14 protein-coding genes are annotated in these 12,745 nt (G+C 31.8%); 6 read left to right on the forward strand and 8 right to left on the reverse strand.

The window, feature by feature from the left end; all coding sequences use genetic code 11:
• Nucleotides 1-40: 40 nt before the first annotated feature.
• From Q0975_RS08250 to Q0975_RS08265, 4 genes are all read right to left on the reverse strand, one after another.
• Nucleotides 41-802, reverse strand: coding sequence for a hypothetical protein (locus tag Q0975_RS08250; protein ID WP_299435203.1), 762 nt, complete (start codon nt 800-802; stop codon nt 41-43).
• Between the two features lie 132 nt (nt 803-934).
• On the reverse strand, nt 935-2,200 hold the full coding sequence (gene bioA, locus Q0975_RS08255; protein WP_299435204.1) for an adenosylmethionine--8-amino-7-oxononanoate transaminase: 1,266 nt from the start codon (nt 2,198-2,200) through the stop codon (nt 935-937).
• The gene (gene bioD, locus Q0975_RS08260) at nt 2,197-2,838 is read right to left on the reverse strand and encodes a dethiobiotin synthase (RefSeq protein ID WP_299435205.1); all 642 of its coding nucleotides are present in this window, start codon (nt 2,836-2,838) and stop codon (nt 2,197-2,199) included. Before bioD ends, bioA begins: the two co-directional genes overlap by 4 nt.
• A 14-nt stretch (nt 2,839-2,852) precedes the next feature.
• Nucleotides 2,853-4,007: a pyridoxal phosphate-dependent aminotransferase family protein gene (locus tag Q0975_RS08265; protein WP_299435207.1), complete on the reverse strand. Its 1,155-nt coding sequence runs from the start codon at nt 4,005-4,007 to the stop codon at nt 2,853-2,855.
• Between the two features lie 150 nt (nt 4,008-4,157).
• Here Q0975_RS08265 and Q0975_RS08270 point away from each other — a divergent pair, with 150 nt between their 5' ends.
• The 4 genes from Q0975_RS08270 (at nt 4,158) to Q0975_RS08285 (ending at nt 6,893) form a co-directional block, all read left to right on the forward strand.
• On the forward strand, nt 4,158-4,667 hold the full coding sequence (locus Q0975_RS08270; protein ID WP_299435208.1) for a hypothetical protein: 510 nt from the start codon (nt 4,158-4,160) through the stop codon (nt 4,665-4,667).
• A gap of 3 nt (nt 4,668-4,670) precedes the next feature.
• Nucleotides 4,671-5,189 (forward strand): DUF2975 domain-containing protein, encoded by a 519-nt coding sequence (locus Q0975_RS08275; protein ID WP_299435210.1) that lies wholly within the window; start codon nt 4,671-4,673, stop codon nt 5,187-5,189.
• A gap of 2 nt (nt 5,190-5,191) precedes the next feature.
• Nucleotides 5,192-5,395, forward strand: coding sequence for a helix-turn-helix transcriptional regulator (locus Q0975_RS08280; RefSeq protein WP_299435212.1), 204 nt, complete (start codon nt 5,192-5,194; stop codon nt 5,393-5,395).
• 184 nt (nt 5,396-5,579) lie between these two features.
• Nucleotides 5,580-6,893 carry a metallophosphoesterase gene (locus tag Q0975_RS08285; RefSeq protein WP_299435214.1) on the forward strand — a complete coding sequence of 438 codons (1,314 nt, stop codon included), beginning with the start codon at nt 5,580-5,582 and terminating at the stop codon, nt 6,891-6,893.
• Nucleotides 6,894-7,018: 125 nt separating this feature from the next.
• Here the strand turns inward: Q0975_RS08285 and Q0975_RS08290 are convergent, their stop codons facing one another.
• Together Q0975_RS08290 and Q0975_RS08295 are read right to left on the reverse strand one after the other, a co-directional pair.
• Nucleotides 7,019-7,468 (reverse strand): KTSC domain-containing protein, encoded by a 450-nt coding sequence (locus tag Q0975_RS08290; protein ID WP_299435215.1) that lies wholly within the window; start codon nt 7,466-7,468, stop codon nt 7,019-7,021.
• 118 nt (nt 7,469-7,586) lie between these two features.
• Nucleotides 7,587-8,927: a DEAD/DEAH box helicase gene (locus Q0975_RS08295; RefSeq protein WP_299435217.1), complete on the reverse strand. Its 1,341-nt coding sequence runs from the start codon at nt 8,925-8,927 to the stop codon at nt 7,587-7,589.
• 66 nt (nt 8,928-8,993) lie between these two features.
• On the opposite strand from Q0975_RS08295, the gene Q0975_RS08300 reads away from it, so the two are divergent.
• Nucleotides 8,994-9,542: a GNAT family N-acetyltransferase gene (locus Q0975_RS08300; RefSeq protein WP_299435219.1), complete on the forward strand. Its 549-nt coding sequence runs from the start codon at nt 8,994-8,996 to the stop codon at nt 9,540-9,542.
• 107 nt (nt 9,543-9,649) lie between these two features.
• Here the strand turns inward: Q0975_RS08300 and Q0975_RS08305 are convergent, their stop codons facing one another.
• A complete protein-coding gene (locus Q0975_RS08305; protein WP_299435220.1) occupies nt 9,650-10,345 on the reverse strand; it encodes a LytTR family DNA-binding domain-containing protein in 696 nt (231 codons plus the stop codon).
• Nucleotides 10,346-10,347: 2 nt separating this feature from the next.
• Entirely contained in the window at nt 10,348-11,658 is a 1,311-nt protein-coding gene (locus Q0975_RS08310) for a histidine kinase (protein WP_299435222.1), read from the reverse strand.
• A 206-nt stretch (nt 11,659-11,864) separates the two neighbouring features.
• Between Q0975_RS08310 and Q0975_RS08315 the strand changes: the two genes are divergently transcribed.
• The gene (locus Q0975_RS08315) at nt 11,865-12,734 is read left to right on the forward strand and encodes an ABC transporter ATP-binding protein (protein WP_299435223.1); all 870 of its coding nucleotides are present in this window, start codon (nt 11,865-11,867) and stop codon (nt 12,732-12,734) included.
• The last annotated feature ends 11 nt before the right edge of the window (nt 12,735-12,745 follow it).

A 12,745-nucleotide genomic window follows, 5' to 3' on the forward strand; every position in this document is an offset into this window, starting at 1 on the left:
ATTAATCCCTTTTTCTAATATTTTTAAAACTACCAGACTATTATTGCTTATAGTTATAATCTGCTCTGAATATTGATGTTGGCTCACCGTCTGCTGTAACAGTCATTGTAGCAGAAGATGGGTAGTTATCCGCATCATATACATAATCAATTGCTACTTGTCCTACTGTTTCACCATCTTCATCTTTATAAACAATAGACTTGATATTGTTTAAAGGAAATAAAGCACGTGCTCTAACAATTTCAGGGCTTTGTGGCATCATACTAAAGTTTAATTGAACTCTATCTAACACTTCGATCAAACCAGCTGCTTCAAATGTGTAAAAATATGGGTTTGGTGTAGCATCATATGTTATTGTAGCTATATACTCTTCAATCACCTCTTCTCCAGTTCCGGTAGTTGGATCATACACATAATCCTCTTCAAACACTCTAATAGAAATTGGGTTTCCGCTTTGATCATACTCTAAAACATCACCAGATTCAAAAGCATCGTAAGGATCTTGGTAAAGCTCGCTAATGCTAAAAGGTTCCTCTCCACCACTAACAGTAGATAAATCATCATTGCTGTATACTAAAACACCCGTATCTACACCATTAGAAACACTCGTAACTCTATTATTTGCATCATATTCAACTATAAAGTCATAGTCTTCTTCATCAATCTGAGCTGAGTCATACTCAATCTTTTCGATAAGCTTTTTAGCGGTATCTCCATTTGAATTATTAAACTCGTCTGTTACAGAATCACTGTCACAGCTTGCAAAAATGGTAATCACGGATAAAAATAAAAGTTTTTTCATTGTAAATTAAATTGGGTTTTATTGATATTATTAACTTGATAATAGACCTAGTCTATTCTTAATAGTATCAAAAACACCACATTTGTTACCTTATAATTCCCTGTATTTTTAAATTATCTCATAACTTTTTGTTTATAAAGAAGATAGAAGTACCAAGATTGCGTCATAAATTTTATTCAATTGATCCTTCGTTATCACGTAAGGTGGCAATATATAGATGGTTTTACCCAAAGGACGAAGACAAACCCCATGTTCCATGAAGTGATTAAAGATCTCATACCTTTTTTTACCATAACGATCCATTTCTATATTGAGATCTAAAGCATAAATAACTCCTTGTTGTCGTGTAGTTTTTATTTTTGGATGTTTCTTTATTTTAGAATCAAACTCTTTATGCGATTTAATAATAGTTTCAATATTTTTCTGAATTTCTTCAGAAGCTAAAAGTTCTATTCCCGCAATTGCCACAGAACAGGCTATTGGATTAGCAGAATAGGTATGTGCATGGAAAAAGGCTTTACCAACAGAATCATCTAAAAATGCATCATATATTTCTTGTGTACAACTTGTAATCGCCATTGGAACAAAACCAGCCGTTAATGCTTTAGACATTGAAATAATATCTGGTTTGTTTTCTATATATTCTGACGCAAAATTTTTCCCGGTCTTACCAAAACCCGTCATTACCTCATCTGCAATAGTGATGATATGATTAGCGGTACAGATTTGAAGAATTTCATTTAAATATTCTGCCTCAAACATATGCATCACATTAGCTCCTTGAACCAATGGTTCATAAATAAATGCTGCTACATTATACGTAGAAATGATTTCTGACAATTCCTTTATAACTTCTTCAAAATTCTCCTTATTCGGAGTTGGAATTCGTTGTACATCGATAAAAAAATCTTCAAAAGGACCATTATACACAGATAATCCTGATGCAGACATTGCTCCAAAAGTATCTCCATGGAAACCATCATTAAAAGCAATGATTGTATTCCTTTTTTCACCTCTATTAAAATGGTATTGTAATGCCATTTTAATTCCTACCTCATTTGCTGTAGAACCATTATCAGAGAAGAATATCTTTTCTTGATTATTCGGTAATATTTTGATCAATTCTTCAGAAAGTCGTACTGCTGGTTCATGAGTAAATCCCGCAAACACAATTTGATCCAGTGTACGCATTTGTTCATTAACCTTTTCAATAATATAAGGATTACAATGTCCATACATCGCTGTATACCATGAAGCTATTCCATCAATATATTCTTTTCCCTCATCGTCATACAACAAAGCTCCTTCCGCTTTAACTATTGGCAATGCATCCGGATGTAATTTATGTTGCGTAAGTGGATGCCAAATATGTTTTTTATCTCTTTCTTTTAGACTCATAAGACTTCTAATGTATCTCTAAATAATGCTGCATATTCTTTAACCACCATCGTATCAAAATAAGGTTCATTATCAATTCTACCAATAACTTTAACTCCTGTCATTTTTTTTATAATATCCTCAGTAGTTACATGTTCATCTCCACTAAAAACAATAACCGGATCGAAGCCTTTATCTTTCAACAATTGCACCGTCATTAACGTATGATTAATACTACCCAAATAATGCCTAGAAACAACAATCACCTTATAATCAGAATCTATAAGATCAAAAATCGTATTTTTTTCATTGAGAGGCACCAATAATCCGCCAGCACCTTCAATCACAATGCTGTTCTTGGTTCTTGGTAATTCCACTGTTTTTACATCTATTGTAATTCCATCAATTTCTGCAGCTGCATGTGGACTCATTGGAGTTTGCAGAGCATAGCTGTTTGGATGAAATTTTGATGTAGTATTAGACACTAACTCCTTTACTTTATCTGTATCGGAATATGTTAGATCTCCCGCTTGAACAGGTTTAAAATAGTCCGCTTCTAATGCTTCTACTACTATTGCAGATACAATCGTTTTACCTACATCTGTTCCGATACCTGTAATAAATATTTTTTTTGAATTTGTCTCAATTCCGTTCGACATGATAGTGTCTGTTTTTAATTTTGAACAAAGGTAGCTAACAACTCTAACACTTCTGCAATTTCTTCTTTTGTATTATATGAATGTAAACAAAAACGCAATCGTTCTTTACCTTCAGAAACGGTAGGAGAAAGAATTGGTTTTACATCAAAACCATTTTCCTGAAGATTTTGAGCTATTTTTTTCACCTTTTCATTACCAGGGATTATACAACAATGTATTGCAGAACTACTATCTATAAATAGAGATTTCAGATTGACAGCTTCTAGTTTTTGCTTAAAAAAATGAATGTTTTTATGAAGTTCATCAATTTCTACTGTAAATTCCAATTCTTTATAGGCAGATTGGATAGCTGCTAAAGAATGTGGTGGTAATCCAGTGGTATAAATAAAGCTTCGAGCAAAGTTCACTAGGTAACTTTTTAATGCTGTAGATCCTAGAATTACTGCTCCATGACAACCTAACCCTTTTCCGAATGTGTTTACTCTTGCAAATACTTGATTCTCCAATCCTAACTCCTGAAGAAGGCCAACACCTTTGGCACCAAATACTCCCGTTGCATGTGCTTCATCTACAATGAGGTGATAATTATTCTCATTACAAAATTTAGCAAACCCCTTTAAATCTGGCACATCTCCATCCATAGAGAATACCGACTCGGTAACTATATAGGTTTCTGCATTATCACCGTTTACTTTTCGAGTACGTTCTATGTTACGGCGAAGGTCTTCTATATTATTATGAGCAAACTTATAGGATTTAGCATTACTCATTGTTATTCCATCACGAATGGACGCATGGATAAATTCATCATAAAAAATGATATCACCTCTTTGTGGTACTGATGAAAAAAGACCAACATTAGCATCGTATCCAGAATTAAATATCAATGCCGATTCTGCATTATGAAAATTTGCTAATATCTCTTCTGTATTGGAATATAATTGATGATTTCCAGATAATAATCGAGAACCTGTAGCTCCTGTTTTATGAATTTTTTTCTCTATTAATATCTTATGAGCATTATCAAAAATTCCTTTGGACGAGGAAAAACCTATATAATCATTTGATGAAAAATCTATCAAATCATTTTGCTCCGGAAGTTTCCGTAATGCATTATTTTCTTTTCTATTCTCTAGTTTTTTTTGAAGTTTTTTTGGAAAACCATTCATGCTGTAAAAATACAATAAAATGATACTACTGTATACTCTTTACTGGTCATTATAGAACCTGAAAAACAACAACTAAATATTCTTTTTTGATAATAAATTATTGTTTTTCAATAATTTTTGTATATTTGTTATCGTAAAACGATAATAAATATGAAAAAAATACAAACTATTACCATCTCATTATTAGGAATATTTTACTTAATTGCTATTACCGCTATCTTCAACTTATACAAAAGTCCTATTTCTATTTTTAAAGATTTCCGAGAAATTCTAAATGTAGATATCTCTATAGGGGTCTATGTGGTAGTTAAACTTCTTTGGGTCATTTCTATTGTAATAGTAATTGGAATTCTATTTTCGGCTTACAAACTAAGTAAGACTATAGACAAATGGTCAAAAAGCAAAGAACGTGAATCGAGTTTCATTATAAAAGATTTCAAAACTATTGGAAAGACATTAATAATTACAGGAGCTATAGCTACTAGTCTGATGGGTTTTCGTTTATTGGAAGACTATGCTTTTATTAAAGAACATCTTATTTTAGGTATGAATCTTTTAGGAAGTCTTTTCATTTTATCATGTGGTTTACTCTTCACTTTATTTTCGGAAATACTAAAAGTCAATCAGTTATTAAAAGAAGAAAACGAATTAACAATATAGATTATGAAACTAAAAATGTTTGGAAAAAAATCATTATCGACTGTATTATTTCACAGTACTCGATTAATTATGATTGGATATGGAATTTTTCTGTTATTCATTATCATCTCCTTAATAATGAATAATTTTGTCATCACAGAAGCAAATGATCTTCAGATACACATTCCTTTTACAAATTCTATTATCAAAGGTGATTATAATCCAATTACATTTATTGGTATCTCTTGTTTCTTAGTGTTTTATACTTCCTTTTTCTTTGTACTATCTTTAATTTTTAAAACGTTTAGTGCTGAAAAACTTTTTACAGAAGAAGCTATAAAATACCTGAGATGGTTTACCATATTAAATCTAATTTTACCAATAGCTTATGCAGTAGCAGGAATTCTAATTAATAACGGAATCACGCTTGACGACATAATTCCTGGACTATTACACGTTGGTTTAGGTGTTTTTGCAGCATTTATCGCTACCATATTCAAATTAGGATTTACATTACAAGAAGAAAACGAATTAACAATATAATTATGCCAATAATCATAAACCTTGATGTTATGCTCGCTAAGCGAAAAATGAAGAGTAAAGACTTGGCAGAAAAAATAGGCATCACCACTGCAAACCTCTCAATTCTTAAATCAGGAAAAGCAAAAGCCATACGATTCTCTACGCTAGAAGCAATTTGTGAATCATTAGAATGTCAACCCTCTGATATTTTAGAATACCAACCTTAATCCATCTATAACTATCATTAAAAATCAATCACTTCTTTTCAATTCAATAATTACTTTGTTTAAAATTGTTTCTACAAATAGGGTTTTATAGAACCTCCTAGATTCTAATTATCAACTTCAATCTGTTGAGCTTACAAAAAGTTTCGACCGGCTATTCCCTTGTCTTATTTTAAAAGTTATCATTATGAAAAAATTAAAAAAAATCCGTGTATTTGTTTTATATCCAATCTTAGTAATATTGCTCATCCTACTTACTCTTATCATTTATAAACTCAATCAAAGCACAGTTACTTTATCTGAAAACGGAATATACACCTTACTTCAAGTTCCTATCAAATCAAAATTTATAGACGTAAATATCAACTTATCTGGTGCTGCTGATTCCACAAGTTTTACTAAAGACTTCCTTGAAGGACCGATTGTTACTTATGATAATAACCAAGAAATTTTAGTAGACTGGTTTTATAATGGTAAAGTATACCATAAAAATCATAATAGTACCATCAAAGGTTTCAGTATAAATAAAGGCGATAAACAACTTGATTTCATCTTACCAAAAATCAGCAAACCTACTATTGAAATCAGTAATGTCCCAAATAAAATTGCTTTTATTAGTGATATTCATGGAGATTACGAGTATATGGATTGTATTTTGAAGAATCTAAATATTATTGATTTTGATGGAAATTGGAATTTTAATAAAAATCACTTAGTCATTGCTGGAGATATGGTGGACCGTGGTAATGAAGTTAGCAGTGTTCTATGGAAAATAGTCGAACTATCAGAGCAAGCAAGAAAGGCTGGTGGTATGATTCATTATATTATTGGTAATCACGAGCAATATATACTAAGAGGGAATTTTAGCCGAGTAGATCCGGTTAACCTTTACGCAATACAACAAATGATGTCTTTTAAAGATGCTTTTTCTGATAAAACTTATTTAGGAAAATGGTTAAGAACTCGACCAGTTGTCATTAAAATTGGCGATATAATCATTACCCACGGAGGAATAAGTTCTGATACTGCTTCCAAAAACTTTAGCTTACAACAACTTAATCAAGCTATGTGGGATTACTGGGCAAATAAATCGGTTGACGATAATATGAAAGAAGCTATTTTAGGAAAAACAGGGGTCACTAAATACAGAGGTTATATAAGACAAAATGACGAAGTCAAGAAAACAACTCCACAAGAGATGAACACTATTCTTAAAACTTATGATGCATCTCATATCATAGTTGGGCATACAAATGTTCCTAAGATTGAGCCTCTTTATGATGGAAAAGTATATGATATAAATGCTATTGAAACATCTTCTCAAGCTTTGGTTTTTGAAAATAACACGTTAAAAATTGTAGATATTGGTATAATTAAGAAAGAGAATACTCATACTATGTATCAGAGAGATTTTTCTTTTGGCAACATAAATGATTGGAAAATGATATTCTTTACCTTAAAAAATATCGCCAAACTATCAAGTATCCCTCATCCTTATTAAAAATTAATAACCTTATAATACAATGAAACTGGTATTGACATTCTAAAAACAGTAAACAAAAAACTGTAATTGTTACAGAAGATAATCTAGTTACAATTACAGTTTTTTTGTTCTATTCTTATTTGTTAAGCCATTTCCAAATCTTTCTTTGATTTCCTATATAGGTAAGAGTTAAAAATGCTTCTTTTTGCAAATCTAAATTGTCTATCAGAGTTAATCAGTTTTACATAGATGTTTTTAGGAACACCAAAGTATTCATAAGTGGTACCATCTAAAAATGAAATTTCTAACAACAATCCTTTATGTTGGAAATCTGCTATACCTGATTCAGATATAGTTCGATTATATGCTTCTTGATTAGCTGCCTTTGTTTCTGGTGCAATACTTACCAAAAAATGATACCCATCAATGATCTGTCTGCTTTTTTCTTCAGCTTCCTCTTTCATCGGGTTTCCCTCAAGAAATTTATCCGGATGCCATTCCTTTACTAAATTTCTATAGGTAGTTTTTAATGTTTTAAGGTCTATTTCTTTTTCAACAGAAAACAACTTCTTGTATTCATTAACACGCTTCATAAACAGGGTTTTTCTAAATCAGGCGCGAAACTACGTGTTTTAATTTTAAAATAGCCGTTTTTCCTTATAAAGACCTTTATATTCTTATAAGTCTCAATGAGATATCTAAAAAAGAGGGTTATCTCTTTTTCTTTTTAGGAATTTCTGTTTTAGAAACCTTAGTATCTGTATTTTCTATAATATAGCTGGCTAATATTTTCTCAATCAATTCTTCTTTTGTGAGGTGATGAAAAACAGTTTTAATTTTTTCTTTAAACTCAGCTGACAGATCATGATTAGGCTTTGTTTTAAATATTTTCTTAGCCCATAAAAGTCCATTATTTTCTTCTATACTCTGAGCATCTGCTTTTTTAAATTCCTTAAAAGTGATTCCTAATTCTTCTGTGAACTCTTTTAAATCTTCAGTTTCTTCTTTTTGTAATACGGTTAACGATAACCCTTTAGCTCCAGCTCTTGCTGTCCTTCCGCTACGATGCACATAGGTCTCATAAACATCTGGTAAATGATAATTAACTACATACGATATTTCTTTTACATCAATTCCTCTGGCAGCTAAATCTGTGGCAACAAGGATATGTATATGACCTTCTCTAAATTGCCCCATTATTCTATCACGTATAGGTTGTGATAAACTTCCGTGAAGTGCCCCAGAAGAGAATTTATTGATGGCCAGATTTTTTGCTAATTTATTAACCGCTGCTTTTGTTTTACAAAAAATAATACCTCGTTCACCTTCTCTAGCGCTAAGAAAATGCATTAGAACTTCTAATTTCTCTATCGGCTCTACAACCACATACTGATGATCAATTCCTTGATGTCCCACAGTATCCATATCTGCACTAACCTGAATTACATGTTTAGACATATAATTCTGGATCAATTGCTTTATAGTTCCTGGCATTGTAGCGGTGAACAAAATCGTTCTTCTTTTCTTTGGCAGCACCGCAACGATTTCATCTAACCCTTCTTTTAGAGAACTAATCATTTCATCAGCCTCATCAAGAATTAAGTAATCCGCACTTTTTATATCGATCTTATCTCGTTTTATTAAATCAATTAAACGTCCTGGAGTTGCAACCACAATATGAGTAGTATTTGACAAACGTTCTATCTGTGGTTTAATAGGAATTCCTCCACATATTGAAGCTATCGAAATAGTGGGTAAATATGTAGAAAAAGACAGTAAGTTATCATAAATCTGTTGCCCTAATTCTCTTGTAGGAGCAAGGATTACTGCCTGTATTTTTGGAGTATCCAAATCAATCAACTGCAGTAAAGGCAATCCAAAAGCTGCAGTTTTTCCAGTTCCAGTCTTTGCTAATCCGACAAAATCATCTTTCTTTTGTAATAAAATAGGAATTGATTTTTCTTGAATATCTGTAGGAGTAGAAAAGTTTAGGTCCGCTAAACTCTTTTGCAAAGGAGCAGCAACTCCTAAATTAAGAAACTGATTTGACATAAAAATATTTTCGGCAAAGATAGGTGTATAATCCTATCTTTATATCTAAATCTTAAAGTTAAAAAGATGGCTATTCAACATCTAAAATATACCACAGTCACATCTCATAAAGAGTTGGAACAGATCCTTCTACTTCAACAAAAAAACCTAGCTGCTTCAATCTCTGAAAGTGAAAAAGAAAAAGAAGGTTTTGTTACAGTAGAACATGATTTTGATCTCTTAATGAGCATGAATAACCAAGAACCCCATATCATTGCTAAAGATCAAGATATTGTTATTGGCTATACATTATGTATGACTTCGGATTTCGGGAATGATATTCCTGTACTTAAACCGATGTTTAGGCAAATAGAGAGTTCATTAGATCAAGATAAAATGTATATCGTTATGGGTCAAGTATGCATTGATAAAGACTATCGTGGTCAAGGAATATTTAGAGGTTTATACCGAAAAATGAAGCTAGAATTACAGGGAAAATACGATCTCCTTATCACAGAAGTAGCTGCAAACAATGTACGTTCTTTAAACGCACATTATGCTATCGGTTTTAAAACACTAGTGATTTATGAAGCTGACCAGATAGCCTGGCATCTTATCTATTGGGATTGGAAATAAAAAGAGAATTAATGTTTCTACTACAGAATAGTATACAACTGCATTTTCTTTTCTAGAGAAGAAAACTTGTCTAAACAGTTATTAATATCCGCTATCGTACATATTTCTTAAAAAAGCCTACTCTTAATGATCCCCTTATAAGATTGACCAATGGGAATAGTAACATCTGTGAGTTTGATTTGATTACCAACAATACTTTTTATTGCTATTACGCTAACCATAAAAGAACGATGCACTCTTATAAACAATTCGGCAGGTAATACAGTTTCAAAATGAGATATGGATTCATGAATTAATAGCATTTCTGTTTGCAAATACAATTTCACATAGCTCCCGTAACTTTCTAAATACTTAATTTGGTCTAATTGAATATGGTGTGTTTCCTTATCTCCCTTAAGAAAAATACTGGTATTGGTAGCTTCAGCAACCGTTTTGCTTTTTTGTGGAGATTGTTCTTTTACTTTAATTACCTTGGTATATGCTTTTAGAAACCGCTCAAACGAAAATGGTTTTAACAAGTAATCACAAACTTCTAATTCATAACTTTCTACTGCAAACTCTGAATAGGCAGATGTAATGACTATTAATGGTGGATTAGTAAGTGTCCGTAAAAAATCCAACCCTTTTAATTTTGGCATTTCGATATCCAGAAAGATTAAATCTACCTGATTCTTTTGTAAAAATGCTAACGCATCGATCGCGTTATAACAGTTAGCAACTAAACTTAAATCGCTTAGCGAAGCTGCATAATCCTCGATTATGTCGTGGGCTATAGGTTCATCATCAACGATGATATAATTCATAATTAGATAGTAATGGTTAATTGAGCTTTATAAACATCTCCTTCTGTTATAAAATTTAATGAATAGGAAGTATCATATATAATCTCAAGTCGTTTTCTCAGGTTTTCTAATCCTATTCCTTTTAGTTCGTTTACGGAAGATACATCATAATTATTGATAACCTCAAATATAATTTTACCATCCTTAACTTCGAGATTGATATGTACAAAAGCGTTATGCATCAAGGAGTCTACACCATGCTTAAAAGCATTTTCTAATAAAATGATGAATAGCAATGGAGGAATCATAATGTCTTTTTGCTGTACCTGCTTAACAAATTGAATATCAACTTCTTGATGATGTCTTATTTGCTGAAGTTCGATATAATTTTCTAAGTATTCGATCTCCTCTTCCAGATGCACTTCCGTTTCTTTTCCTTTATAGATAACATAACGCATAATATCCGATAGCTTTAAAATAAGCTCTGGAGCTAGATCAGATTTTCGTTTTGCCAACCCATATAGATTATTCAATGTATTGAAAAAAAAATGCGGATTGACTTGCTGTTTTAATAGTGCCAACTCGGCTTTGGCTTTATCTGCCTTTAAGTTTTGAAACCATTTCCATTGATCATAGATCCATAATAATACAAACAATGGTAAGGGAAATAAAAACAATAAAAATATATCCATGTTTTCTTCATGTGTTCTATACCGAAAAAAAGCTATGAATAAAAAGAAAAAAGTGAACAACAAGGTATAAAGGCCTATAATCAAGAGCCTATATCTCTGAAAAAACTTTGGTGCCAAAATATAAAATACACCTAACCAAAATAGAGTGAGTAGTATAAAAGTAATAGGGTTATCAGGTACATTCATATAATGATCGATCGTAAACATAATGATAAACACTATTGAAAGTAGTATTAGCTTTATCAAAAAAAAAGTACGCTCCTTTAGAAATGAAACTGCATTTCTTTTCTTATACCTTTGCATATACCAAGACCATAGAATATAACTACTCGTAATAAAAAACAGAAAAACACAGCTAACAGCTACTACTCTATACTCCAGTGGCTTCCCAAATATAAAGCCTAATAGAGAAATCACCCAACTCGCCACCATCCAATAAAAAACCTTCTCTTTTCTATGAAAAAGCATCGCATTTGTAATTAAAGAAATCACAAGACCCCAAAATATAAACCCTATTATATTTACCAAGATCTCCTCTGGATCTATCCTAATAAAGTCAATATACTCTAGCGCTTTTATTAACACAAAAAGTATACTAAATCCATATAGAATCGCTCTATATTTTCTTAAAAATGAAATCATAAATCCAAAAGTAACAAACCTATACATATCTCCATAGTTATATGAACCGATGCCTTTAAAATTACCACGAATACGTTATTTTTTGTAATGAATGAGATTCATACTCTTTTTTGAGGCTTCCATTCAACATAAACAGTGTCTATACAAATTATTGGATTTCTTTTCTAACTCATTTTATGTTCGTATCAGAATCAAAACTAATTTTTATGAACACACTACAGATAAACGATATATCAAAGACATATGCCAATGGTGTAAACGCATTAGATACCATTTCATTGACTATCAAAAACGGTCTATTTGGATTATTAGGTCCTAATGGGGCAGGAAAATCTTCTTTAATGCGTACCATAGCCACATTGCAAGAACCAAGCTCAGGAAATATTACATTCAATGGTATTGACATTCTGAAACACCCTCAAAAATTGAGAAGTCAACTGGGATATCTACCACAAGAATTTGGAGTATACCCAAAGATTTCTGCACAAAAACTATTGGATCACCTTGCTATACTCAAAGGAATCCTGAACAAAAAAGAACGTAATGAACAAGTAGATTCTTTATTACAACAAACTAATCTATATCAAGATCGTAAAAAAGCAGTACATACTTTTTCAGGAGGAATGCGTCAGCGATTTGGTATTGCGCAAGCTTTATTAGGAAATCCCCGATTAATCATTGTAGATGAACCAACGGCAGGGTTGGATCCTGAGGAACGCAATCGTTTCTTGAATTTATTGAGCGAAATAGGAGAGCATATCATTGTTATTTTATCAACACATATTGTAGAAGATGTAAAAGATCTGTGTACTAATATGGCTATTATGAATAAGGGAAAAATCATTACTCAAGGAATCCCTACTAAATTAACTGAACAACTAGAAGACAAGGTTTGGTATAAGATTATTGAAAAACAAGACCTGAAGAGTTATCAATCTGCATTTCAGGTTATTTCTACTCGTTTATTTTCAGGAAAAACACAACTTCATGTGTTATCTGACGAAAGACCTGAAGCTGGATTCGAACGTATCAATCCAGGATTAGAAGATGTGTACTTCAGCACACTACAACAATAAAACCACCCTCA

This window comes from uncultured Aquimarina sp., assembly GCF_947500065.1.
Lineage (GTDB): Bacteria > Bacteroidota > Bacteroidia > Flavobacteriales > Flavobacteriaceae > Aquimarina.